Raw genomic sequence first — 24,169 nt, forward strand, 5'->3', positions numbered from 1 at the left:
ACCTCGCCGAGCCGCGCCATGGCTCGGCGCTCGGCTCGCTACGCTCTCATCTGCTTATCAGGCCTGCGTGACGCAAACTCTGGACGCCCCGCACAAGGCTGCCTGACAAGCCAACGGCAAACTCTCTCGCCAGGGCTGCCGGCAACGGCGGAATCATTTGCCACAGGCTGGAGAAACCGCGTCGGTCAGAACTTCCCCATGCGGCGCGCTTCAATGCTTGTTCAGCCCGAAAAAGCTGCGGATGCGATCCACCAGCTCGGCCCGCCTTGGCGCATCGCCTTCCGCATCCAGCGCCGAGTCCGGCGCGCGGTTGCGCTGCTCTTCCAATCGTTGCGCCAAGATGGCGGAAATGGTTTCAGCCAGTTCCTTGCGCGACACCAGGATGGATTGAAACGCGTCCTTGTCCAGCCTCAGGCATTCGACATTGGAACGCGCGATCACCGTGCTGGTGCGCGACTCGCCGGTCATCAATCCCATTTCGCCGAAAAAACTGCCAGACTTCAGCACATCCACCAGTTTGCGGCCGCTGTCCGGCAGTTCCACCCACACCTCGACCTCGCCCGACAGCATGATGTAAAGCCAATGCGCCACCGCCCCCTGGTGCATGATGATGTCGCCGGTGACGAAGGGGGTGAATTTGAGCTGGTCGGCCAGCACCACCATTTCCTCGTCGTTCAAGCTAGACAGCAGCTCCACTTTTCTCAGCGCCAGCACCCGTTCCTCCAGGTGCCGCTTCATCCGCGCCTCGATGTATTTCTCGTTTTCCTTGATGGTCAGCACATTGTAGTAAGGCGAGGCCATGCGCAGATTATGGCGCCGCAACGCGGCGTCGATATGGGTGCGGACAATGGAGTCGGTATAGTCGTCGGCGGCAAGATCGGTCAGCCAGTATCTTACCGCGTAGCGGGTATAGCCATTCTCGAAACCCATCAGTATGCAATTGGGCGCAGGCGTCGCCGCCACGCCGGGCAATTGCGCCTCGCGCAGCGATTTCTCCACCACGCCGATGATCTGCGTCGGCAGCGTGTCCCAATTGATATTGAACCAGACCCAGCGCCGCCACTGCTGAGGATTGCCGCGCCGCTTGCCCAAGATGGAGAAGTGGTTCTTCATCAACACGCTGTTGGGAACCACCACCGTCTCCCAATTGCGCGTTTCCACGGAGGTGGCGCGCCAGTTGATCTCCACCACCCTGCCCACCAGGTCTCCGCTCTTGATCCAGTCGCCGATCTCCACAGAATTGTCTATTTGCAGGGACAAGCCCGCCAGAATATTGCCCAGCGTGTCCTGCATCGCGAAAGCCAGCACGGCGGTGATGACGGCCGATGTCGTGACGATATGGCTCAAATCCAGGCCTGCAAGCCTCAGCAGCACCAAACCCCAGGCGATATAGCCCAGCACCACCAGGATTTCTTCCAGGATGCGGGGCGGATGGATTCGCAGCACCGGCAGCAACAGGCGGAACAGCAGCATCGCCCATAGCCGGATCATGGCTAGACCCAGCACGATCACCGCGGCCTGCCTTACCCACTGCCCAGACTCGGTCGGAGGGCTGACATTGACCACCAGCAAGCCGATCAGCGCGATCAGCAATGTGCTCAGCACGCGTTTTCGGCTGTCGGCATGGGTGATGTACAACAAAATGGAAAGGGCCGCGGCAATAGCGACAAAGACCGTCAAGGAGCCATACCAGACGGCGGGAATCAGTTTTTCCAGCCAACTGACAGCGGGTGGGGTATCCATGCTCGCTCCGCCATGATTTTTTTTAATTATTAGTTCATGATCGCGGATAAAAAAAATCCCTCCCGTGAGGGAGGGGTGCAAGGTATCGGGGAAGTGTAAGATCTGCAGCCAGGCAGGCCGGCAGATGTTACAGCGCGCTGCTTTACCAAAGCAGCATGCGTTTTGATGTTAGCAACTGTTTCCGCATTGCGGTATGAGTATATTTACTTAACTTGCCTTGCAATCAGAATATTCTCAATCTTTTCAGACTCTTGCTCGCGCCTTACCGCTTCAAACAACTGTTCGGCCTCCGGCCAAGTGCGCTTGAGCAAGCCCAGCCACTGCTTGAGCCTGGCAGCCGGATAACGCTCTTCCCCAGATTTCTGCCGGCACATCCGGAAGAATTCAAGCACCCACGGCATCATCTCGCTCCAGGGCATGGGTTCGGCCGAACCACCGGCCGCGATGCGCCGCGCCAGATCCGGACAGGCCACCAGCCCGCGGCCTATCATCACCGTGTCGCAGCCGCTCTCTTCCCGTATCGCGCGGTAGTCCGCCATCGTCCAGACTTCGCCATTTGCCGTCACCGGGATGTCCACGCTTTCGCGGATTCGCGCGATCCAGTCCCAGTGGGCTGGCGGCTTGTATCCTTCCACCTTGGTGCGGCCGTGGACAGTCAACTCGTCGGCGCCGGCGCCGGCTATCGCCTGCGCGCACTCGAGCGCCAGGCTCTTGTCCTCGAATCCCAGCCGCATCTTGGCCGTCACCGGCACCGCAGACGGCACCGCGCGGCGAACCGCGGCTACAATCTGGTGCAGCAGCTCCGGCTCCTTGAGCAAAACCGCCCCGCCGCGGTGGCGGTTGACCGTGGGCGCAGGACAGCCGAAATTCAGGTCTACGCCGGGCGCCCCCAGGCTTGCCGCTTTGGCGCCGTTCTCGGCCAGACAAGAAACGTCGGAGCCCAGCAACTGCACCCGCACCGGCACTCCGGCCTGGGTATTGCCTTGATTGTCGAGCTCCGGCGCCAGACGCATGAAGGTGCGCGTGGGCAGCAGCACGGAGGTGACGCGCACGAACTCGGTCACGCATAGATCGATGCCGCCCACGCGGGTCAGCACGTCGCGCATCACATCGTCAACCAGGCCCTCCATCGGGGCAAGCACCAGCTTCATTGTCTAACCTGCTGAAAAAGGGCGTTATTGTACCCCAGCGCCGCCCAGCCATCACGGAGATTGTAGATGGACATACAATTGAGCATCGCCACCCCGGAGTCGGTCTCCGACTGGCTGCCGCTATTCGCCGCCTATCTGGATTTCTACCAGGTCCATCAATCGCCGGGACAATGCCGGGAATACCTGAGCGAACGGCTGCGCCGCCGCCAGGCCATAGCCTTTCTAGCCAAGCGCGATGGGGCAGCCGTAGGTTTTGCGCTGATGTATGTTGGATTTTCCTCGCTGTCGCTGCGCCCCTGCTGGATGCTGCACGACCTTTACGTCGCCGCCAGCGCGCGCCGGCATGGCATCGGCAAGCTGCTGATCCTGCGTTGCCAGCAATACGCGCGGGACATGGGCGGCGGAGAGATCACGCTCCAGACCGCGCATGACAACCTGAACGCTCAGCGCTTGTACGAAAGCCTGGGCTTCGCTCCGGACAACGACTTTCGCGTGTACAGCTGGAGCAGCGGCGATTCTTGACGCTCCTCCCGCGCTGCGGCATCCTCGCCCACCCGCAGGTCAATACACCAGAGGAGCCCGCATGACAGCGCCAGGAATCTATCAGCATTACCGCAACCGCCAGCTTTACCAGGTTCTTGGCACCGCCGAGCACTCGGAAACCCGAGAGCCGCTGGTGATGTACCGCGCGCTGTACGGCGACTACGGCCTGTGGGCCCGCCCTGCCGGGATGTTTGAGGAAGTGGTGGAGCATGAAGGCCGCCAGGTGCCCCGTTTCAGCCTGGTGAAGGCGCTGTAGGCCGGCGCGATGCGCATCTACCGGACCGACCAGTTTGCGCTGCCCCTGCCTGCAGGCCACCGTTTTCCCGCGGAGAAATACCGGCTGCTGGCCGAACGGGTATCGGCCTTCGCCGCCGACCGAATGGAAACGGCGCCGGCGGCGACCCGCGGAGAGCTGCTGCACGCTCATCATCCGGACTATGTCGACGCGGTGCTGAACGGCGCGCTGGATGCGGCCGGCCAACGGGAAATCGGCTTGCCCTGGTCTACGGAGCTGGCCGAACGCAGCCAACGCTCGGTCGGCGCCACCGTGGCGGCCAGTCGCGCGGCGCTGCTGGAAGGCTGCGGCGTCAACCTGGCCGGCGGCACCCACCATGCCGGTCCGGACCGAGGCAGCGGTTTTTGCGTATTCAACGACATCGCGGTGGCGTCGATGCTGATGCTGGCGGAAGGCCGCGTCCGCCGCGTCCTGATCCTGGATCTTGACGTCCATCAGGGCGACGGCACCGCCGCCATCGCCGCCGGCGAGCCCCGCATCTTCACCTTTTCCATGCATGGCGCGCGCAATTTCCCCTTCAGCCGCGTAGACAGCGACTGGGACATCGACCTGCCGGACGGAACGGAAGACGGCGATTATCTTGGCGCGCTGGAGCGCGCACTGCCGGACCTGTTCGCTCGCGCCAGGCCCGACCTGGTGTGCTATCTGGCCGGCGCCGATCCCTATCGCGGCGACCGCCTGGGCCGACTGGCGCTAAGCCCGCAAGGCCTGGCCGAGCGCGACCGCATGGTGATGGACGCCTGCCGCCGCCGCGACGCGGCGCTGGTCGTAACCATGGCGGGAGGCTATGCAGTACCGATCACAGACACCGTGACAATACAGGCCGAAACGGTCAGACTCGCGTGTGAGATTTTCGGCGCTGGCCCGACCAACCGCTGAGCGCCGCTGATCATGCCGCCAGCCCGAAGCCGTTTCCGATCGCGTGGCCGGCCGGCGTCAGCCGCGCCGCATTCCCATACCCAGTTGACACAGGAGTTCATCATGGAAAAAGCAATTCTGGGCGGCGGCTGCTTCTGGTGCCTGGAAGCGGCCTTCTCCCGGCTGAAAGGCGTGGAGCGGGTGGTTTCCGGCTACTGCGGCGGCCACACCGACAATCCGGACTATCGCCAGGTCTGCTCCGGCGATTCCGGCCACGTGGAAGTGGTGGAAATCGATTACGATCCGTCCCGCATCGACTACGCCACGCTGCTGCAGGTGTTTTTCGCCGTGCACGACCCCACCACGCTGAATCGCCAGGGCCACGACGTCGGCACCCAATACGCGTCGGCGATCTTCTACCGGGGCGAGGCTCAACGCGAATGCGCGGAGCGCGTCATCGGCGAGTTGGTCCGCGAACAGGTGTTCGATGCCCCCATCGTCACCCGGGTGGAGCCGGCTCCCCGCTTTCACCCGGCCGAGAACCACCACCAGAACTACTACGCGCAAAACCAGCAGCAGAATTACTGCCAGCTGGTGATTTCTCCCAAACTGGCAAAAATCCGCAGTCGATTCTCTCATTTGTTGCAAAACTAACGGGCGGATCCGGGGCGCGGCCGGTATAATGGCACGCGCCCCGCGGCACGTGTTCCAAACCTTGCATCCACCAAAGTCCGAAGCATGTCCGATGTCGAAGTGCCCCGCCCCTCCCCATTCAACGCGCTCCGCACCCACCTGCATCTGTTGCGCCACGCCTCCGCCCGCAGCAAGGGACTGAGCGGGCTTTGCCTGCTGCTGGCCTTCAGCCTGCTGATGGCTCACGCGCTGCTGCTGGATATCCGCCAGCAACGCCATGAATTTCGCCAGACGGTGGAACTGCTGCTGCAGAACGTCAACAGTCGCTTGCGCAGCAGCGAGCTGCTGCAGGATGAAGTGGGCGACATCGCCTCCAACGATCCCCCGGGCGGGCGGACGCGGATACGGGAGCTGGTGCAGATCGCCACGCAGACCCAGCCTCAGCTGTACTTCATCGGCTACCAGCCGCTGGTGGAGCAAGCCGAGCGGATCCGCTTCGAGCGCGAGCAGGCCCAACGGCTGGGCCAGCCCTACGCGATTCGCGATTACCTGCACAACCAGCTCAATACCTGGCGCGATCGGGCGGCCTGGCGCACCGCGCCGCAGCGGTCGCGCTATCTGCCGCTCAGCATGGCCGAACCGGGCCTCGCCTCGCCCGACTGGCGGGAAATGGGGTTGGATCTGCTGGACGACTCCGTGCTGTCCGCGGCAGTCAACCGCGCGCTGGGGCACCTGCAAGCTTCGTCGCCGACGCTGCTGCTGCGCAACGGCGAGTGGGGATTAGCCCTGTTTCAGACCGTCTACCGCATCGCCCCACCCTCGCCCGTTCCCATGGTGCGCATCGAGCAAGCCGCCGGCGTGGTGATGCAGGTGCTGTGCCTGCGGCCGCTGCTGGCCCTGCCTCCCTCTCTCGAGGGCCGTTACACCTTGCAGTTGCTGCGCCGCGACAATGCCAACGACCCCGGCATTATTCAATTGCAGAATCAGAAATCAGACCGGGCGGGCTCCCGGCTGGACTGGCTGCTGCCCCAGCTCAGCTACCGCGCCAATCTCAACCTGTCCGCCCTGCCTTACGACATGAGACTCAGCCGCCAGCTCCGCCTGGAGCGCACCACGGCGGCGGAGGTCGCGCTGTGCCTGCTGATCGCATTGCTGCCATCCTATCTGCTCTGGGTGGTGCTGGCGCTGCTGGAGCACAACCGCCAATCGCGGGAACAGATACAGGACGACATTTTCCGCGAGCGAGAATACGCCAGCGTCGCCCTGCGCGGCATCAGCGACGCGGTGATCAGCATAGACAACGAGCAGGTGATCCAGTACTTGAACCCGGCGGCTGAAACGCTGCTGGGCCTTCCCGCCGCCCAGTTGCTGCAGCGGCGGCTGAAACAGGTGGCGCCGCTGCACTACGAATTTTCGCGCCAGCCGGTGCTGGACCCGATAGAACAGGCCGTTTCGACGCTGCAAGTGGTTCATCTGGCGCAAAACTGCTACTTGAAGCGGCACAGCGGCGAAAAACTGCTGGTGGAGGGAGCGGTGGCGCCGTTGCTCGGGCGCAACGGCCAGCTGATCGGCAGCGTGCTGACCTTCCGCGATACCGCGCCCATCCGCCGCCGCATGCTGGCGGCGCTGGAGGCCAGCGAAAGCCGGTTGCGCCAGCATGAGCTTGAGCTGGCCCGCGTCACCCGCATCAACACCATGGGCGAAATGGCCTCCGGCATCGCCCATGAGATCAATCAGCCGCTATCCGCCATCATGAGCTATTGCCAGGCCGGCCTCAGCCTGCTGGAGGACGACGAGCTGGACATCGCCATGCTGCGCCGCGCGCTGACCTCGTCGGTCAACCAGGCCGACCGCGCCGGCCGCATCATCCGCAGGCTGCGGGAATTCGTCACCCAGAAGAACCAGCAACTGACGCCAGTACAGTTGAACCAGGCTGTGCATAACGCATTGTCGCTGCTGGATTACGAATTGCACGATCACGACATTCACATCGAGCAAAACTTCGCGCCTGAGTTGCCGTTGGTATACGCTGACACTATCCAGTTGGAACAGGTGGTGCTGAACTTGGCGCGCAACGCGGTGGAGGCCATGGAGCAAACCCGGCCCTGGGGACGTCTGAGCATCACCACCCGCCGCCAGGGCGAGCGCGTGCAGCTCATCATCAGCGACAACGGCTGCGGCATCCCCTCGGACAAGCTGGACCGGATTTTCGACCCCTTCTTCAGCACCAAGCCCAACGGCATGGGGCTGGGACTGGCCATCTGCCAGACCGCGGTCGAAGCCTTCGGCGGCAAGTTGATAGCCGGCAACAAGCCCGGCTCGGGAGCGGAGTTCATCATTGACCTGCCATGCGCCCCGCGCGACATGGCCGTAACATCCGGAGTGGAAGCCTGATGCAAAACACGACCCCTACCGTATTCATCGTCGACGATGACCCGGCCGTACTCGACTCTCTGGCCATGCTGATCACCGCCCAGGGCATGAAAACCGTCGCCTTTCCCAATGCGATGGAGTTTCTGGACGGCTATCAGGGCAACCAGATCTGCTGCCTGGTGCTGGATATCCGCATGCCGCAGATCACCGGCCTCGCGTTGCAAGAACAGCTGATGGAGCGCGACATCAACATCCCCATCGTGTTCATCACCGGCCATGGCGACATCGAGCAGTGCCGGCGCGCGTTCCAGACCGGCGCCATCGATTTCCTGACCAAGCCCATCGACCAGAACCGCCTGATCGCCAGCCTGCGCCGCGGCATACGCATCAGCATCCAGCAGCATCAGCAGGAAGAGGAAACCCAGGAGGTGATGAGCCAGCTGGCCCGCATCAGCGGCCGCGAGCGCGAAGTGCTGGAACTGGTGGCCGACGGCCTGTCCAGCAAGGAAATCGCGCGCGAGCTCGACCTGTCGCCGCGCACCATCGAAGTGCACCGAGCCAATCTGTTCAGCAAACTGGGCGTGGACTCGCTGGCCGACCTGGTCCGCTTCTATTTGAAGGCGCTGGAAGCCACCGGCAAGAAGCAACGGATAGACGAAGAGATTTTGCTCAACGAATTCCCGCCAAACCAGTAGAATCGCCGCATGGAAAGATTGTTCAAACACATCTGCCTGGTGGCGCGCCACAGCAAGCCCGGCATCACTCCCGCGCTGATGCAGTTGGCCGACCACCTGGCCAGCGGCGGTGCCACGGTGCTGATCGACAAGGAAAGCGTCACGCCGGCCGAAGCCAACGGCTATCCGCTGATAGACCGCACCGACATGGGCAAGCTTGCCGATCTCTGCATCGTCCTGGGCGGCGACGGCACCATGCTCTCCATCGCCCGCCTACTGGCGCCGTACCGGGTGCCGCTGGTCGGCATCAATCAGGGCCGGCTGGGCTTCATGACCGATATTCCGCTGCATGAGATGCTGGATTCGGTGGACGCCATCCTGCACGGCAAATTCGTGCCGGAAGACCGCATTCTGCTGCAAGCCTCCGTCGTCCGCGAAGACGCCGAAGTCGCCGGCGCGCTGGCCTTCAACGACGTGGTGTTCAGCCGCGGCGCGGTGGGTTCGATGATCGAATTCGAAATCTTCATCGACAACCAGTTCGTCTACAGCCAGCGCTCGGACGGCCTGATCGTGTCCACCCCCACCGGTTCCACCGCCTACGCGCTGGCCTCCGGCGGCCCCATCCTGCACCCCACGCTGCAGGCCATCGCCCTGGTGCCGATCTGCCCGCAGTCGCTGTCCAATCGGCCGATCGCCGTCAACGACTCCTGCGAGGTGGAATTCATGCTGACCCGCGGGCTGGACGCGCGCGTGCACTTCGACGGCCAGCTGCACTGCGATTTGATGGAAATGGACCGGGTGCTGATCCGCCGCTACCGCAACCCGCTGCGCATCCTGCATCCCGAAGGCTACAACTACTACGACATGCTGCGCCACAAGCTGCACTGGGGCGAGCGCCTGATCTAACCGGAAACGACCACACACCATGCTTCTCTCGCTGACCGTCAAAGATTTCGTCATCGTCGACAGCATCGCGCTGGACTTTTCCGCCGGTTTCACCGTGCTCACCGGAGAGACCGGCGCCGGCAAATCCATCATGCTGGACGCGCTGGGACTGCTGCTGGGCGACCGCGCCGACGGCGCCCAGGTGCGCGAAGGCGCCGAGCGCGCCGAGATCACCGCCGAGTTCGCCACCGCCAACCGTCCCGAAGTAGACGCCTGGCTGGCGGATAACGAACTGTCCGGCGACGAAGGCGTGCTGCTGCTGCGTCGGCTGATAGACCGCGGCGGCCGTTCCAAGAGCTTCGTCAACGGCCAGGCCGCCACGCTGGCCCAGCTGAAATCGCTGGGCGAATTCCTGGTGGACATCCATGGCCAGCACGCCCATCAATCGCTGATGAAGAGCGAGACCCAACGCCAGCTGCTGGACGCCTACGCTGGCTCCACCACATTGGCGCGCGATGCGAACAAAGCCTGGCAGGAGTGGCAAGCGGCTCGCCAAGCGCGGCAGGACGCCGAGCGGATGTCTCGCGAATCCGAAGTGGAGCGCGAGCGGCTCACCTGGCAAATCGGCGAATTGACCGAACTCAATCTGTTGCCCGACGAATGGACCACGCTGAGCCAGAGCCACACCCGGCTGGCCAACTCCGCCGAGTTGGTGCAGAGCGCGCAGCAGGCCGTAGACGTGCTGTCCGAGAACGACGACAGCTGCCTGTCCCAGCTCGCCCATGTGCAAACCCGCCTGTCCAAGCTATCCAACCTGGACCCGCGCTTGGCCGATACTCTGTCGCTACTGGACTCGGTGGACGCCGAGCTGCGCGAGGTGGTGTACAGCCTACGCGACTACGCCAGCGACATAGACCAGGACGCGAACCAGCTGGTGGAAATGGAACGCCGGCTGGATCTCTTGATGAGCACGGCGCGCAAATATCGCGTGCAGCCGGCCGACCTGGCCGACAAACTGGCCGACTGGCAGCAGCAGCTGGCCGCGCTGGAAGCCAGCGTGGACGTGGAGGCGCTGAGCGTGGCCGAAGCCGCCAGTCTGGCCCGCTACCGCGCGCTGGCGGAAGCCCTGTCAGGCAAGCGCCGCCAGGCCGCCAGCGAACTGTCCGAACGCATCTCCGGCGAAATGGGCCGCCTGGCGATGGGCGGCGCCCGCTTCGCCATCGAACTGTCCGCACTGGCCGAACCCGGCGCGCACGGCATGGAGTCGATCGAATACCTGGTGGCCGCCAATGCCGGCACCAGCTTGCGCCCGCTGGCCAAAGTGGCTTCTGGCGGCGAGCTGTCCCGCATCAGCCTGGCGATGCAGGTGGTCATCAGCCAGGTGGCCAGCGTGCCCACGCTGATCTTCGACGAAGTGGACGTGGGCATAGGCGGCCGCGTGGCCGAAGTGATCGGCCACATGCTGCGCGACCTGGGCCAGCGCTATCAAGTCTTGTGCATCACCCACCTGCCCCAGGTGGCCTCCTGCGGCAAGCATCACTGGCAGGTCAGCAAACGCGAGCGCAAGGGCCAAGTACTCAGCAGCATCGCGCCGCTGGACGCGGAGCAGCGGGTTCTGGAAATCGCCCGCATGCTGGGCGGCGTCGAGCTCACCCAGACCACGCGCGAGCACGCGGCGGAAATGTTGGCCTCCAACGCGGCCGCCCTCTAGCCAAGCGCGGCGATTCCCGATAGAATTGCCGCCTCATACTGAATACGGAAGCGTGGCAGAGCGGTTTAATGCAACGGTCTTGAAAACCGTCGTGGGTGCGAGCCCACCGTGAGTTCGAATCTCACCGCTTCCGCCAGAATCAATTAAAACCCATTGCTTTCAATGGGTTTTAATTTTGGCCATGTAGCTGTCTTACATTTCAAGACGGCCTCGCCTCCCCCTACTCAGCCATGCGACTCTGACAATGGAGCGCACCAGCCAAGCAGTTCATCAATCGCCCTTACCCCCATCGCGCGATATCAAACCGCAGGAACACAATGCGAATCACCATGCTCCTTCCCTTGGCGCTTGTCAGCGCAAACCTAGCCGCCAATCCATTCTCACTCCCCAACTCAGCTCTGAGTGCGGCGCATCGCGCAGTGGATGACACGGTCCGCATGCAGATGCGGCCAATGCCGACAAGACCATTTACTGAACAGTTCAAGAGCGAGCGGCAAGGCGAAGAAGCCAAGAGCGAGCAACAAGCCCAGGCCTCGCCTGCGGCCAGCGAACCTGCCGAAGAGACAGGCGACCAGCTGGCCAAGTAAGCCTGCTTATCAAATCGATCATCCGCGCTCTCTTACGCAGTGCGCGCTGAAGCCGTAGCAGTGCCGGATGCTTGACCCCGATATCGCACCAATGCCTCCTCAACCAATCCCAGCCGCTTCCACTTCCATCGAACTACATCAGGTGAATTCCCGCCGATACGCGCAGGGCGTTATCGCGAAACGCTGCTTGAAGACTCGATGAAAATAATTGACGTCGACGTAGCCGCAGCGGGCGGCGACGGCGCTGAGCGGCAACTGGCCCTGCCGCAGCAGGGCTTTGGCCAGGTCCAGCCGGGCGTGAGCCAAAAATTCGCAGAAACCGTGTCCCAGATGCTGGCGAAACAGCCGGGATAGGTGGGTAGTGGAGATGCCGAAACGCAGCGACACGTCCTCGCGCGTCAGCGGCGCGTACAGATGCTCGCTGATATACAGGCAGATGGCGCGAAACTGGTTGCCGCCCTGCTGCCACTGGCTGTCGCGCGCCTCATCGTATAGCGCTTGCAGCAAGGCCAGCAGCGCCTGGCCTTGAAACCGAAGCGCCTCAGGGGCTGCGCCGTCCCGGCACAGGCCGGCCATCACATCCAGCATGCCGTTCAGGCTGCCGCGCTGAGCCAGCACCATGCTTTCCTTGTGAGTGCTTATCACGCCCTGCGGGCCGGATCGAACCAGGCTGAAACCTATCCGCGCATAGTCGAACAGGATGTGCAGCACCTCGCCGTTGGCGCACCAGTTAGGCAAGGTCCAGTGCTCCGCCGGGATGAAAAGCGCCTCCTGCGCCGACAGGCAAGCGTTCTCGCAGCCTTCATGGCTGTAGTGATAGCGGTTGGACAGCACCAGATCCAGGCGCGGAAAATGCACTTGGTAAGCGCCTGCCGGCATATGTTTTCCAGCCGGCGCATGGCTCAAGCGCGCCAACGTGGACGGCCAGCTCAGGCGAAAGGACGGATGCGGCGCCATGTCTTATCCGGTATCAATCTGAACTATCCGCCACCTTATCACCCGCCGGCCAGCGGGCAAAACGCCCGATAAGCCAATGCCAGCCGCCCGGCGCGCGCTTCGCACGCCAGCCCGGGCTGCAGCAAAGCGCTCTGCCCCTGTTCCAGCGCCAACTCGCCAGCGGCATGCCGCAGGCTCAGGCTGCCGTCCACCACCAGCAACACTTCCGGCCCCGCGCTGCGCCACGCAGCGCCCTCGCCCTCGCCCAACAGCAACTGGTCCAGCGCGAAATAATCCCCGCCGCAACGCGGATACGCTCTCAGCCCGCAGCCATCCGGCGCGGCCATCACCACAGGGCTGACCGGCACGTCGTCCATCACCGCCAACAGCGCTTCCACATCCACCGGTTTGTCGGTGAGGCCGGCGCGCAGCACATTGTCGGAATTGGCCATCAGCTCGATATTGCGGCCATGCAGATAGGCGTGCGGCAAGCGCGCCGGCTGAAAGATGGCCTCGCCCGGCCTCAACCCCACCAGATTGAGCAGGTAGCAGCCGAATACGCCCCGGTCCTCGGTCCGAATGCCAACCAGCCGCCGCGCCCAATGATCCGGATCATCCGGCCCAGCATCGCCGTCCGCCGCCAGCCTGCGCCACAGCGGGCGCAACAAGGCGGCGATCTCCTCTTGCGGCAATCTAAGCAGATGACGATGCAGCCCCGCGCCACCCTCCCGCGCCAACCGCTCACGCAATGGTTGCCACTCCGGCTGGCGCGCCAACAGCCCGTCGATCTGCGCATCCGGCCGCAATCCATGCAACAGCCAGAACGGAGACAGCGCCACCATCATCTCCGGTTTGGGGTAGGGGTCGCGATAATTGCGGCGCGGATCGCCCAAGGCCAGTCCGGCAGCATTGTCGCGGGCGAAGCCCTCCCTCGCCTGCGCCTCGTCCGGATGCGCCTGGATCGACAAGGGCGCATCCACATCAAGCACCTTCATCAAGAAAGGCAATCGGGGGCCATGGCGGCGGATCACCGCCTCGCCCAAAAAGGCTAGCGGCTGATGGGCAATGGCATAGTGCAGCGGCTGCGGGCCTTGCGGTGTCGCGATCACCGATGGCGCTTCTTCGTGCGCGCCCAGCCACCACTCGGCGAAATGCTGTTGTCCGGCATTGTCCAGGCCTAGCATGCCTGGAATGAATCGACGCCCGCCCCAGGCATAGTGCTGGGCCAGCCCGTGCATGGGAAACGCGCTCATGCCGCGCCCTCCAGCCTGTCCCGCAGCAGCGCCAGCAAGCGTTCGGGATCGCGCTCTGCGCGCAGCGCCTGGCGGAAATCCTCGTGCATCACCAGCCGTGCCAGCCGAGAAAAGAATTTCAAATGCGCGGCGCCGGCGTCGGCCGCGTTGAAAGCCAGCAGCAACACCATATCCACCGGCTGCCCGTCGCTGGCGCCCCAGTCCACCGGTTGCGCCAATCGGGCCAGGCACAGCGTGGGATGCAGCACATGTCCCGACTTGGCATGAGGAATGGCGAAGCCATGCCCCAGGCCGGTGGAGTAAGCCTGCTCGCGCAGCCACAGGTCTTCCTCCATGCCGTAGCGGTCATCGCAACGCTCCAGCAGCCACAGCCTGTCCACCAGACCCTTGATCGCCGCCGCCTTGCTGGCCCAAACGGCATCGGGCATCAAGCAATCGGCGGTCAGCATCGGCAACGCCGGCCGGGCCTCTGCGGCCACCAGCGCCCTCACTTCGGCTCCATCCGCGCACTCCAGCGCCCGCCCCAGCAGTTCGCGGCAGCGGCCGGCGTCCAGTTCGCGCAGACGCCGCCGGCATTCCTGCAGCGAAGGCGCGCTCATGCTCAATTCATCCAGCCCCATGCCCAGGAACAACGGCAAGGCGTGCGGCGCGGCGGCGGCCTCGCCGCACAGCCCTATCCAGCGCCCATGGCGATGGACGGTGACCGCGGCCTGGCTCAGCGCCGCCAGAAAGGCCGGGTGCAGGCTGTCGTACAGATTGCCCACCCGTTCGTTGTCCCGATCGGCGGCGAACAGATACTGCGTCAGGTCGTTGCTGCCCACGCTGAAGAAGTCCACCTCGCGGCAGAAGGCGTCCAGCTGGAACAGCACCGACGGCACCTCCAGCATGATGCCGAGCGGAACCGGCTCCGCCACCCCCAGCGCGGCGCGCTCCTCCTCCAGCAAGCTTCTGGCCCAGCGCGCTTCGCCCAGCGTCGCGACCATAGGGATCATGACCTTGACCGGCCCCAGCGCGCTGGCGCGCAAGATCGCCCGGAGCTGGGCGCGGAACACCGCCTCCTGGTCCGGGTACATGCGAATGGCCCGGTAGCCGAGAAAGGGGTTGCTCTCCTGCGGCGCGGGAAGGCAACGCGCGGGCTTGTCGCCGCCGATGTCGAAGGTGCGGATGATCACCGGCCGGCCGGCCGCCAGCCTCACCACCTCGGCGTAGCATTGGAATTGTTCATCCTCGCCCGGCGGCTCGTCGGCATCCATGAACAGCATTTCCGTGCGAAACAGCCCCACCCCGTCCGCGCCCTGGGCGAAGCCCAGTTGCGCCTCGGCGGCGGAGGCGATGTTCACCGCCAGCTCCAGCCGCTGGCCGTCGGCGCTGGCGGCGATGCCGCCGCTGGCCTTGGCCAATCGTTGCCGCTGCGCAGCCAGCAGCGCCTCTTCTTCTCGATAGTAATCGAGCACGACCGTATCTGGACTCTGGAACAGAGCCCCCAAGCCCGCATCCAGGACTGCGGTCCGGCCGATGCCGTCGGCGATGGCCACCCGCTGCACGCCGGTCAAAACCGGCAGTGAAAACCCCCGCGCCAGAATGATGGTGTGCGAGGTCAGCCCGCCGCGCGCCAGCAGCAGGCCTTTGACCTTATCCCGATCCAGCGCCAGCAGTTCGCTGGGCGCCAGATCCTCCGCCCATAGCAGCGCGGCTTCCGGCAATACCTCCCCCCCCCGCTCGATTTCCGGCGCGAGCGCCTCCAGCAACCGGCGTCCGACATCGCGAATATCCATCTCCCGCTCGCGCAGGTATTCGCTGGCCGACTTGGACAACTGCGCGCGGTAATGGACGACAACCGCCGCCACCGCCCGCGCGGGACCCGCGCCATCAGCCACGGCGGCATCCAGCCGGGCGCGGAAATCCGGATCGCTCAGAATGGCCAGGTGGGCGCGCGACACCCCCGCCGCCTCGCTGCCCTGGCGCTCCGACTGCTGTCGCAGTTGCTCAGCCAGCGCGCGGCGCGCCCCCGCCAGCGCGACAAGATCGGCATCGCGGTCCGTGGACAAGGGCAGCTCGGCCGGCTCCGGCATGCGGAAGCCGCGATGAACGCACAGCTCGCCAATCGCCACGCCTTGTCCCGCCGGCTGGCCGAAATATGGCGACGGCGAGAGTTCGGCCAGGCTTCGCGGCAACGCCCGGCTGGCCACGGGAGCCGCCGCAGCCGGCTCGTCGCAGCACGGCAGCGTCTGCCTCAAGAAGCGGCCCAATTCGTCCGCGACCCGCGCAGCGCCCTCGCCGTCAATTTCGATATCGACGACGTCGTTGAACAGGATGTCCCCGCCGATCAGGCTGAGCACGCTCTTGGCGTCGGCCCATTGGCCATTGCGCTGGTTGCGCCAGCGGATGGCGGCGCCGAAACCGGCGCAGAACTCCGCGATCCGGCTGGCGGGGCGGGCATGGATGCCATTGGGCAACGGACAGATCAAAGTAAGGCTATGTGACATACGACTGCTTTCCTGATGCGCCGGACCCGGCGGCCCGGCCGGGTTCACAGAAGCGCGAAAACCGCAGCGGCGTCTTTCAACACCTTCTGAATCGGCACCCGGACAACGCGCTTGTCCTCGAAGCGCTCCTCGCCCTCGATGGCGATGTCCACCGCCAGCAACACCACGTCGGCAGCCAGGATGTCCCGGTTGGACAGCTCGTTCTCTATGCCTATCGCGCCCTGGGTTTCCACCTTGACGTCGTGGCCCAGCTGGCGACCTATGCTCTCCAGTTTTTCCGCGGCCATATAGGTGTGGGCGATACCGGTCGGGCAAGCGGTAATGGCGACAACTTTCATGATCGATTTCCTCTGGCTGTGATGCGGCGGCTCAGGCGGTCGGCGCGGATGCGCCGCTCCTGGCCTTGAGCAGATTGATGACGATGGCGACCAGCAGCACGCCGCAGGCGATGGCCAGGCCGAACATCAGCCGGTTGTCCACCACCGGCAGCACGATGGGGCCGCCGTGCGGCGCGTGGTCGCCCACGCCGCCCAGCATCGCGATCATGCCGCCCAGCGCCGAGCCGGCGACAATGGTGGGGATCACCCGCAGCGGGTCGGCGGCGGCAAACGGAATGGCGCCCTCGGTAATGCCTATCATGCCCATGCCCAGCGCGGCGGAGCCGGCCTCCCGCTCCTGCTCGCTCCACAGCGACTTGCGCAGCTTGGTGGCCAGGCCCAGGCCCAACGGCGGAATGCTGACTGCGGCGGCCACCGCCCCCATCACCTGGTACTGGCCCTCCGCGATCATGCTGGCGCCGAAAAAGAAAGCCACCTTGTTGACCGGGCCGCCCATGTCGAAGGCAACCATCGCGCCCAGCAAGGCGCCCAAGGCCATCGCGTTGGCGCCGCCCATGGATTTGAGCCAGGCGCCCATCGTCACCATCAGGTCGGCGATCGGCACCCCCAGCACCTCGAACATCAAGGTTCCGATCGCAAACGACGACAGGATGGGAATGATCAGGATGGGCATCAGCGGTTTCAACGCCTTGGCCACTGGCATCTTCTTCAGCAGTTCCACCACCCAGCCGGCCAGCAGACCGGCGATCAGCGCGCCGAGGAAGCCTGCGTTGACGGTATGGGCGATCTGGCCGCCCACCATGCCGGCCACCAGCGCGGGCTTGCCTGAGCGGGCATAGGCGATATAGCCGGCCAGCACCGGCAGCAGCAGCGCAAAAGCGCTGCCGCCTATGTCCAGGATCAGCTTGAGCAAGGGCGCGTGGCTGAAATCCGGCCCCTTGCCGGTCATCGGCGCCAGTGAAATGGCCAGCGCGATCAGGATGCCGCCGCTGGCGATGAAGGGGATCACATGCGATACCCCGGTGAGCAAATACTGCTTCCATTGTTCCAGACGGGCCTGCATGTCCTCTCCTCCTCTTGATGTCTGGGGAAAGGCTACAGCAGGCGCGCCTGGCCCATATAGTGGCGTGATCAGCCGCGACTGGATTTTTGTGACATCGCAGACATCAATGGCCGCCTGTCCGCAGACTGCGTTCACGCAGGCATGCAAGCCGGCCTCGGAATCGGGATTCAGGGTTCTAAACTGAATAAGCTCCACACCCAAAGAGAGCCCGCGCCATGCGCAACCTGTTCACATCCGGCCGGCCGTTCCGGCTGGTGCCCTACTTCTTCTTGTTGTCGCTGCTGCTGATGGCGGGAGCGACCGTCCTGATGGCTGGCAACTTGCGGCACTATTCCGGCGAGCAGCTACTGAAGCTGGAGAAAAGCCGCGCGGCATCGCTGGTGCAGATTTTCGAAAACTCGCTGTGGGCCGACTTCCGTCCGCTGCTCCCGCTGGCGCGCGACCGAGCCAGGCTCAAGCAAGTGGCCGGCCAGCCCCGCCTGCGCGAGGCGGTGATACGGCTGATGCGCGGCACCGACGTGATACGGGTCAAGATGTACGCGCTCAATGGCATCACGCTGTTCTCCACCGACCCAGGGCAGATCGGGGAGGACGAAAGCGACGACGATGGCTTCCGGTCCGCCGCCGTCGGCACGCCGGCAAGCGAGCTGGCCCACAATCACAGCATCGATGCCTTTGAACGCACGCTGACCGACCGCGACATCATCTCCACCTACGTGCCGATGCACGATCCGGCCGGCAAGATAGAAGGCGTGCTGGAGATCTACCTGGATGCCACGTCCTTCGTCGTCGACAGCGACCGCCAGCTGCGCTGGGTGACGCTGGCCATCTGCGCATTGATGGCGGTGCTATTCCTCGCCCAGATGCTGGTGGTGCGCCTGGCCGGCCGCATCATAGACCGCCAGGCGGCGGCCTTATCCGAAACCAACCGGGAGCTGGACAACCGCGTGGCGGCCCGCACCTGGGAGCTCGCCAACGCCAACGCCAATCTTGAGGGCGAAATCCAGGAGCGCCGCCGTGCCGAGGAAAGACTCGACCATCTGGCCCACCACGACCCCCTGACCGGCCTGCCGAACCGACTGCTGTTCCAGAAACGGCTGAGCCGCGCGCTGAGCGTTCCCGACCTTCCCGCATACAAGCTGGCCATGCTGTTCATCGATCTGGACCGTTTCAAGGACGTGAACGACACACTGGGGCACTACATCGGCGACCAGTTGCTGAACGCGGTGGCCGCCCGTCTGGCCAGCAGCATGCGCGCCGAAGACATGCTGGCCCGCCTGGGCGGGGATGAATTCATCTGCGTGCTGGAAAACATCGCGAACCGCGACGTGGCCGCCGACGTGGCGGGCAAGCTGCTGGCGCTGTTCCAGCAGCCGTTTTGCATCAACGGCAACGATCTTTATCTGTCGGCGAGCATAGGCATCAGCTTCGCCAGCCACGACGGCGCCGATGTGGACACCCTGCTGCGCCATGCAGACATCGCGATGTACGCGGCAAAGAGCGCCGGCCGCAACCGCTGCCAGCATTACACCCCGCAAATGTCGGCCGAAGCCGAGCAGCGGGTGGTGTTAGAGCGGCAGCTGCGCCAGGCGCTGGAAAACGACGAGATCACGGCCCACTACCAGCCCCAGGTGGACGCAGCCACGGGAAAACTGGTCGGCGCCGAAGCGCTGGCGCGCTGGCGGCATCCCACCCTGGGCATGGTGCCGCCGTCGCGCTTCATTCCCATCGCCGAAGAATGCGGCCTCATCGTGCCTCTGGGCGATCAGATCCTGGAGAAATCGCTGCGCCAGTTGGAGAGTTGGCGCCGGGACGGCTTCGAACTGCCATCGATTTCGGTCAACTTGTCGACCCGGCAGCTGGAGCGGCAAGACTTTCCGCAGCATGTCGCCAGGCTGCTGCAGCGTTATCAGTTGCAGCCCAGCGATCTGGAGCTGGAAATCACCGAAAGCGTCATCATGGAGGCGGACAACGCCGTCAACATCCTGGCCGAGCTGCGCGCGCTGGGCATCCGTCTGTCGATCGACGATTTCGGCACCGGCTACTCTTCCCTCTCCTATCTGCGGCAGCTGCCGGTGCAAGTGCTGAAAATAGACCGCAGCTTCATACTCGGCATCGGCAAGGGGGGAGAAGCCATCGTACACGCCATCCTGGCGCTGTCCTCCAATCTGGGCCTGGAAACCGTGGCGGAAGGCGTGGAAGAGCCGTATCAACTCGAGTTCCTGCGCGCCGCCGGCTGCCATGTGATCCAGGGTTTCCTCTATTCCCGGCCCTTGCAGGAAGAGGCATTCGCCTCGGACTGGCGCGAGCGGCTGCATACACCGGCCCACCCGTAGCCGCAGCCCCCAAAAAACAGCCCCGAATCGGGGCTGTTTTTCATCCGGCGCGGAAACCGATCAAAGTCCGTCCTGCAAGCGCCGCGCCAGCTCGGCGCGCGTCATCTGCGGGAAGTGGCGCTGCAGCAGCTGGTCCAGCTCCTGCTCGAACAGCTGCCACGGCGACAGCGCGACAGGAGACGATTCCTCGCTGCGGGCGACGATCATGCCGGCGGCCACCGTGCCGTTGCTCAGCCTGTCGATCAGGATCAGGCTGCCGCTGCCGCGGCAATCGCGGTACGGATCGAACGCCGCCGGGCTATTGAGGGCAATCCGGCACAGGCCGATCTCGTTCAACGCCAGCGCGCCGGCCGGGCTGTCCTGCAGCGTGTTGACGTCAGTGCGATGCAGGATGGCTTCGATGCGGCCGGTCACGTACTTGCCGGCCAACTTGAAACCATACTCCTTGCCCGGCCGCAGCGGCTCTTCCCCCATCGCCACCAGATGGGCGTCGAAGCTGCGCGACACCTGCGGCCGCGCCTCGTCGGCGCGCACCAGCATGTCGCCGCGGGAAATGTCGATCTCGTCTTCCAGCGTCAGCGTCACAGCCTGGCCGGCGCAGGCGCGGGACAGACGGCCGTCGAAGGTGACGATGTCCTTGACCCGGCTTTCCTTGCCTGAAGGCAGCGCAACCACCGCGTCGCCCGGATGCACGGCGCCGCTGGCGATGGTGCCGCAGAAGCCGCGAAAATCCAGGTTGGGCCGGTTCACGTATTGCACCGGCAGACGGAAGGCGGACAGCGGCGCGTCGTGGCCGATCTGTATCGTTTCCAGCAGGTGCATCAGCGTCGCGCCCTTGTACCACGGCGCGGCCTCGGTGCGGCTGACCACATTGTCACCGCGCAGCGCGGAGATCGGCACGAAATGGATGTCCGGGATGTCCAGATGCTCGGCGAAGGTCAGGTATTCGTCGCGGATGCGGTTGTACACGTCCTCGCTGTAATCCACCAGATCCATCTTGTTGACCGCGACGATCACGTGGCGGATGCCCAGCAGGCTGACGATATAGCTGTGGCGGCGGGTCTGCGTCTGCACGCCGCGCCGCGCGTCGATCAGGATGATGGCTAGGTTGCTGGTGGACGCGCCGGTGGCCATGTTGCGGGTGTACTGCTCGTGGCCCGGACAGTCGGCGATGATGAACTTGCGCTTCTCCGTGCTGAAGTAGCGGTAGGCGACATCGATGGTGATGCCCTGCTCGCGCTCGGCCTGCAGGCCATCCACCAGCAGCGCCAGGTCGATCTCCTGGTCGGTGGTGTTGTACTTTTTCGAGTCGCTCTCGATCGCCGCCAGCTGGTCTTCGAAGATCAGCTTGGAATCGTGCAGCAGCCGGCCGATCAGCGTGGATTTGCCGTCGTCCACGCTGCCACAGGTGATGAAGCGCAGCATGTCCTTGTTCTCATGCTGGCTCAGGTATTCCAGGATATCCCCGGCGATCAGTTCGGATTGGTGAGACATCAGAAATACCCTTCCATTTTCTTCTTTTCCATCGAGCCGGCGCTGTCATGGTCGATCAGTCGGCCTTGCCGCTCAGAGGTTTTGGTCAGCAGCATTTCCTGAATGATTTCCGGCAACGTGGCGGCCTCGGACTCCACCGCGCCGGTCAGCGGGTAGCAGCCCAGCGTGCGGAAACGCACCTTGCGCGTCTGGATGCTGGCCTTTTCGGCCGGCGTCAGATATTCGAGGATGCGGTCGTCGTCGATCATGATCAGCATGCCGTCGCGTTCCACCACCGGACGCTCGGCGGCGAAATACAGCGGCACGATCTCGATGCCTTCCAGATAGATGTATTGCCAGATGTCCAGCTCGGTCCAGTTGGACAAAGGGAACACGCGGATGCTCTCGCCCTTGTCTATCTTGCCGTTGTAAATGTTCCACAGCTCCGGACGCTGGCTTTTCGGATCCCAGCGATGGTTCTTGTCGCGGAACGAGTACACGCGCTCCTTGGCGCGGCTTTTTTCCTCGTCGCGGCGCGCGCCGCCGAAGGCCGCGTCGAATTTGTGCTTGTTCAGCGCCTGCTTCAGGCCCTCGGTCTTCATCACATCGGTATGCTTGGCGCTGCCGGCGGTGAAGGGGTTGATACCGGCGTCCACTCCATCCTGGTTTACGTGGACAATCAGGTCCCAGCCGTTTTCCTTGGCCTGTTTGTCCCGCAGCGCGATCATTTCGCGGAATTTCCAGGTAGTGTCGACATGCATCAACGGGAACGGCGGCTTGCCGGGATAGAACGCCTTTTTCGCCAGGTGCAGCATCACCGCGGAGTCTTTGCCGATGGAATACAACATCACCGGGTTCTCGAATTCCGCCGCCACCTCGCGGATGATGTGGATGGACTCCGCCTCCAGTTGCTGGAGGTGGGTCAGCCTTGCTTGATCGATATCCATGCTTGCAGCCTGTTCTATGGTTGCAGCCAATCTACCGGAAATATTCGCAGGCATTCAAAACCGATTGGATATATCAATATAAGCTTAGCAAATCTTAAAAACTTCAAAGCTGGAATATGGATTTGGCACAAGCCCGTTATCAAACAACAGTGTAAGATCAATGCAGACAGTCGATTAAAGTTTCCCCAGACGATGTCGATAAGAGCAGCAAGTGGTGGCTACCACACCTTGCCATACCCAAAAGACCGCGGCGCAAGACCGCAACCGTGATGACAGCTTGGCAACCCGCCCTAAATAGCAACATGCCCGCCTGACGGCAGATCAGGCGGCCCGGGAGACGACGTCATGTCATCCATCAGCGCCAGCGCAGGTCCCTTGGACGTGCAATCCATTGTCAGCCAGCTGATCCAGGCCGACTCGCAGCCGCTTACCCAAAGCCAGCAGCGCGTCAGCAACTTCCAGTCCGAACTCAGTACGATAGGCCAGGTCAGCTCGGCGCTGTCCAGCTTGCAGAGCGCGGCCTCGACGCTATCGTCCGGCACCTTTCTGCAGCAATTCTCCGCCGCCTCGTCCGACACCACCGTAGCCGCCGTCACCACCACATCAGGCGGCGCGGCAGGCACTTACGCGCTGAACGTGACGCAGATGGCGCGGTCGCGCCAGTTGGTATTCGACCAGACCTCCGGCGGCGCCTCCATCACAGACCAGAACGCCACCCTGGCCGGCGCGCCGTCCTCTCTGACTTTCAATGTCGGCGGCACCAGCAGCACGGTCCAACTGGGCAGCAACGCCTCCTTGTCGTCGATCGCCAGCAGCATCAATGGCGCCGGCATCGGCATCAATGCCTCCATCGTGCAATACAACAACAACTATTCGCTGGTGCTCAGCTCGGCCCAGGGCGGCACCAGCAACAGCTTTTCGATCACGTCCGGCGGCACCGACAGCAACAACACTTCGGGCAATACGCTTGCCGGCCTGCAGCAAAGCGGCACCGCGGCCAGCGAGTCGACCAATGCCCAGAACGCGCTGATGACGGTGAACGGCGTCAATGTTTCGTCCAGCAGCAACACCGTGACCAACGTGGTCAACGGCGCCAGCATCACGCTGGAAAAGCTGGGCCAGACCACCATCAACATGAGCCAGAACACATCGGGCATCGCGTCGACGCTGCAAAGCTTCATTTCCGCCTACAACCAGGTAGTCAGCACCACCAACTCGGCCACCACCAGCTCCACCACCGTGGGCAGCAAACCGGCCAATACCGACATCAGCTCCGACCTCACCGGCCTGCACGAGCGGCTGGCGGGCTTGCTCGGCACGCCGGTGGCGGGCGTGGACCCGGTCAACTCCTACGCCTATCTGGCGCAGGTGGGCATTACCCAGGGCGCCGATGGCACGCTGTCGCTGAACACCACCGCTTTCAACGCCGCGCTGGCAGCCAATCCGTCCGCGGTAAGCAATCTGTTCGGCAACCCCCAGAACACCGGCATCGGCAACGTGTTCAACAGCACTATCAACTCCTTGCTTGGACCAGGCGGCATGATCACCAGCAACCAGAACAATCTCAACAGCAAGGTGACTTCGGAACAGCAGTTGCAGCAGCAGCTGCAAAGCCAGCTGAGCACCGAGCAGACCAACTTGCTGACCGAGTACTCCAGCCTCAACAGCGAGCTGGCCGCAATGGAACAGTCCTCCTCCAGTATGGCCAACCTGATCGGCTGATCCTGGCCGGCCATGCTGGACCTTGCAGGCGGCATCCCTTCTGGAGGCCGCCTTTTCTTTTGGCGTATACTCGTGCGAACCGGACCGCCTTGGGCGGCATCCGGAACTTGAACCCCGCCAATCCGTCCGATTTCCATGACTCCCGATATCAATCCATCCCGC

Annotated in this window: 20 protein-coding genes and 1 tRNA gene; 12 read left to right on the top strand and 9 right to left on the bottom strand. The window is 63.8% G+C overall.

From position 1 onward, the window contains the following. Positions 1-210: 210 nt before the first annotated feature. Entirely contained in the window at positions 211-1,743 is a 1,533-nt protein-coding gene (locus LQR33_RS06755) for a mechanosensitive ion channel family protein (RefSeq protein WP_231468070.1), read from the bottom strand. 203 nt (positions 1,744-1,946) lie between these two features. Then, entirely contained in the window at positions 1,947-2,894 is a 948-nt protein-coding gene (locus LQR33_RS06760) for a tRNA dihydrouridine synthase (protein WP_166439189.1), read from the bottom strand. 66 nt (positions 2,895-2,960) lie between these two features. Between LQR33_RS06760 and LQR33_RS06765 the strand changes: the two genes are divergently transcribed. The 10 genes from LQR33_RS06765 to LQR33_RS24190 all read left to right on the top strand — a co-directional run bounded on the left by LQR33_RS06765 (position 2,961) and on the right by LQR33_RS24190 (position 11,453). Beyond that, on the top strand, positions 2,961-3,416 hold the full coding sequence (locus LQR33_RS06765; protein WP_221665676.1) for a GNAT family N-acetyltransferase: 456 nt from the start codon (positions 2,961-2,963) through the stop codon (positions 3,414-3,416). 61 nt (positions 3,417-3,477) lie between these two features. After that, on the top strand, positions 3,478-3,693 hold the full coding sequence (locus LQR33_RS06770) for a DUF1653 domain-containing protein (protein WP_166439191.1): 216 nt from the start codon (positions 3,478-3,480) through the stop codon (positions 3,691-3,693). Between the two features lie 9 nt (positions 3,694-3,702). After that, complete coding sequence (locus LQR33_RS06775) at positions 3,703-4,611, top strand: histone deacetylase family protein (protein WP_231468072.1); 909 nt, start codon at positions 3,703-3,705, stop codon at positions 4,609-4,611. A 102-nt stretch (positions 4,612-4,713) separates the two neighbouring features. Further along, on the top strand, positions 4,714-5,244 hold the full coding sequence (msrA, locus tag LQR33_RS06780) for a peptide-methionine (S)-S-oxide reductase MsrA (RefSeq protein WP_231468074.1): 531 nt from the start codon (positions 4,714-4,716) through the stop codon (positions 5,242-5,244). Positions 5,245-5,328: 84 nt separating this feature from the next. Continuing rightward, on the top strand, positions 5,329-7,617 hold the full coding sequence (locus LQR33_RS06785; RefSeq protein ID WP_231468076.1) for an ATP-binding protein: 2,289 nt from the start codon (positions 5,329-5,331) through the stop codon (positions 7,615-7,617). Further along, positions 7,617-8,291, top strand: coding sequence for a response regulator transcription factor (locus tag LQR33_RS06790; protein WP_021476785.1), 675 nt, complete (start codon positions 7,617-7,619; stop codon positions 8,289-8,291). Before LQR33_RS06785 ends, LQR33_RS06790 begins: the two co-directional genes overlap by 1 nt. Before the next feature lie 9 nt (positions 8,292-8,300). Continuing rightward, entirely contained in the window at positions 8,301-9,176 is an 876-nt protein-coding gene (locus LQR33_RS06795; protein ID WP_221665678.1) for an NAD kinase, read from the top strand. A gap of 19 nt (positions 9,177-9,195) precedes the next feature. After that, positions 9,196-10,866 (top strand): DNA repair protein RecN, encoded by a 1,671-nt coding sequence (gene recN, locus LQR33_RS06800; protein WP_231468078.1) that lies wholly within the window; start codon positions 9,196-9,198, stop codon positions 10,864-10,866. Between the two features lie 46 nt (positions 10,867-10,912). Next, positions 10,913-11,002: transfer RNA gene (locus tag LQR33_RS06805), tRNA-Ser, on the top strand. 316 nt (positions 11,003-11,318) lie between these two features. Further along, positions 11,319-11,453, top strand: a complete 135-nt coding sequence (locus LQR33_RS24190; protein WP_269326213.1) for a hypothetical protein — start codon at positions 11,319-11,321, stop codon at positions 11,451-11,453. 138 nt (positions 11,454-11,591) lie between these two features. Here the strand turns inward: LQR33_RS24190 and LQR33_RS06810 are convergent, their stop codons facing one another. The 5 genes from LQR33_RS06810 to LQR33_RS06830 are packed head-to-tail and all read right to left on the bottom strand — an operon-like array spanning position 11,592 to position 17,529. Then, positions 11,592-12,410, bottom strand: coding sequence for a helix-turn-helix transcriptional regulator (locus tag LQR33_RS06810; RefSeq protein WP_231468080.1), 819 nt, complete (start codon positions 12,408-12,410; stop codon positions 11,592-11,594). A 38-nt stretch (positions 12,411-12,448) separates the two neighbouring features. Then, positions 12,449-13,642, bottom strand: a complete 1,194-nt coding sequence (gene manA, locus LQR33_RS06815) for a mannose-6-phosphate isomerase, class I (RefSeq protein ID WP_166439256.1) — start codon at positions 13,640-13,642, stop codon at positions 12,449-12,451. Then, complete coding sequence (gene ptsP / locus LQR33_RS06820; RefSeq protein WP_231468082.1) at positions 13,639-16,128, bottom strand: phosphoenolpyruvate--protein phosphotransferase; 2,490 nt, start codon at positions 16,126-16,128, stop codon at positions 13,639-13,641. Before ptsP ends, manA begins: the two co-directional genes overlap by 4 nt. A gap of 44 nt (positions 16,129-16,172) precedes the next feature. Then, positions 16,173-16,466, bottom strand: a complete 294-nt coding sequence (locus LQR33_RS06825) for a PTS fructose transporter subunit IIB (protein WP_021476778.1) — start codon at positions 16,464-16,466, stop codon at positions 16,173-16,175. A gap of 31 nt (positions 16,467-16,497) precedes the next feature. Beyond that, positions 16,498-17,529 (bottom strand): PTS fructose transporter subunit IIC, encoded by a 1,032-nt coding sequence (locus LQR33_RS06830; RefSeq protein ID WP_221665788.1) that lies wholly within the window; start codon positions 17,527-17,529, stop codon positions 16,498-16,500. Between the two features lie 215 nt (positions 17,530-17,744). On the opposite strand from LQR33_RS06830, the gene LQR33_RS06835 reads away from it, so the two are divergent. Then, positions 17,745-19,865, top strand: coding sequence for a putative bifunctional diguanylate cyclase/phosphodiesterase (locus LQR33_RS06835; protein WP_231468084.1), 2,121 nt, complete (start codon positions 17,745-17,747; stop codon positions 19,863-19,865). Between the two features lie 60 nt (positions 19,866-19,925). Here the strand turns inward: LQR33_RS06835 and cysN are convergent, their stop codons facing one another. Both cysN and cysD read right to left on the bottom strand, forming a co-directional pair. After that, complete coding sequence (cysN, locus tag LQR33_RS06840; RefSeq protein ID WP_231468086.1) at positions 19,926-21,359, bottom strand: sulfate adenylyltransferase subunit CysN; 1,434 nt, start codon at positions 21,357-21,359, stop codon at positions 19,926-19,928. Further along, entirely contained in the window at positions 21,359-22,285 is a 927-nt protein-coding gene (cysD, locus tag LQR33_RS06845) for a sulfate adenylyltransferase subunit CysD (RefSeq protein ID WP_104947138.1), read from the bottom strand. Before cysD ends, cysN begins: the two co-directional genes overlap by 1 nt. A gap of 345 nt (positions 22,286-22,630) precedes the next feature. Between cysD and fliD the strand changes: the two genes are divergently transcribed. Then, a complete protein-coding gene (fliD, locus tag LQR33_RS06850; protein ID WP_221665791.1) occupies positions 22,631-24,007 on the top strand; it encodes a flagellar filament capping protein FliD in 1,377 nt (458 codons plus the stop codon). Positions 24,008-24,169: the final 162 nt, after the last annotated feature.

The sequence above is a fragment of the Chromobacterium piscinae genome (genome assembly GCF_021129175.1).
GTDB classification, from domain to species: domain Bacteria; phylum Pseudomonadota; class Gammaproteobacteria; order Burkholderiales; family Chromobacteriaceae; genus Chromobacterium; species Chromobacterium piscinae.

Excerpts from the sequence above, each read along its gene's own strand:
- LQR33_RS06755 (WP_231468070.1), bottom strand. The coding sequence starts at position 1,743 with ATGGATACCCCACCCGCTGTCAGTTGGCTGGAAAAACTGATTCCCGCC.
- LQR33_RS06760 (WP_166439189.1), bottom strand. The coding sequence starts at position 2,894 with ATGAAGCTGGTGCTTGCCCCGATGGAGGGCCTGGTTGACGATGTGATG.
- LQR33_RS06765 (WP_221665676.1), top strand. The coding sequence starts at position 2,961 with ATGGACATACAATTGAGCATCGCCACCCCGGAGTCGGTCTCCGACTGG.
- LQR33_RS06770 (WP_166439191.1), top strand. The coding sequence starts at position 3,478 with ATGACAGCGCCAGGAATCTATCAGCATTACCGCAACCGCCAGCTTTAC.
- LQR33_RS06775 (WP_231468072.1), top strand. The coding sequence starts at position 3,703 with ATGCGCATCTACCGGACCGACCAGTTTGCGCTGCCCCTGCCTGCAGGC.
- msrA (WP_231468074.1), top strand. The coding sequence starts at position 4,714 with ATGGAAAAAGCAATTCTGGGCGGCGGCTGCTTCTGGTGCCTGGAAGCG.
- LQR33_RS06785 (WP_231468076.1), top strand. The coding sequence starts at position 5,329 with ATGTCCGATGTCGAAGTGCCCCGCCCCTCCCCATTCAACGCGCTCCGC.
- LQR33_RS06790 (WP_021476785.1), top strand. The coding sequence starts at position 7,617 with ATGCAAAACACGACCCCTACCGTATTCATCGTCGACGATGACCCGGCC.
- LQR33_RS06795 (WP_221665678.1), top strand. The coding sequence starts at position 8,301 with ATGGAAAGATTGTTCAAACACATCTGCCTGGTGGCGCGCCACAGCAAG.
- recN (WP_231468078.1), top strand. The coding sequence starts at position 9,196 with ATGCTTCTCTCGCTGACCGTCAAAGATTTCGTCATCGTCGACAGCATC.
- LQR33_RS24190 (WP_269326213.1), top strand. The coding sequence starts at position 11,319 with ATGCCGACAAGACCATTTACTGAACAGTTCAAGAGCGAGCGGCAAGGC.
- LQR33_RS06810 (WP_231468080.1), bottom strand. The coding sequence starts at position 12,410 with ATGGCGCCGCATCCGTCCTTTCGCCTGAGCTGGCCGTCCACGTTGGCG.
- manA (WP_166439256.1), bottom strand. The coding sequence starts at position 13,642 with ATGAGCGCGTTTCCCATGCACGGGCTGGCCCAGCACTATGCCTGGGGC.
- ptsP (WP_231468082.1), bottom strand. The coding sequence starts at position 16,128 with ATGTCACATAGCCTTACTTTGATCTGTCCGTTGCCCAATGGCATCCAT.
- LQR33_RS06825 (WP_021476778.1), bottom strand. The coding sequence starts at position 16,466 with ATGAAAGTTGTCGCCATTACCGCTTGCCCGACCGGTATCGCCCACACC.
- LQR33_RS06830 (WP_221665788.1), bottom strand. The coding sequence starts at position 17,529 with ATGCAGGCCCGTCTGGAACAATGGAAGCAGTATTTGCTCACCGGGGTA.
- LQR33_RS06835 (WP_231468084.1), top strand. The coding sequence starts at position 17,745 with ATGCGCAACCTGTTCACATCCGGCCGGCCGTTCCGGCTGGTGCCCTAC.
- cysN (WP_231468086.1), bottom strand. The coding sequence starts at position 21,359 with ATGTCTCACCAATCCGAACTGATCGCCGGGGATATCCTGGAATACCTG.
- cysD (WP_104947138.1), bottom strand. The coding sequence starts at position 22,285 with ATGGATATCGATCAAGCAAGGCTGACCCACCTCCAGCAACTGGAGGCG.
- fliD (WP_221665791.1), top strand. The coding sequence starts at position 22,631 with ATGTCATCCATCAGCGCCAGCGCAGGTCCCTTGGACGTGCAATCCATT.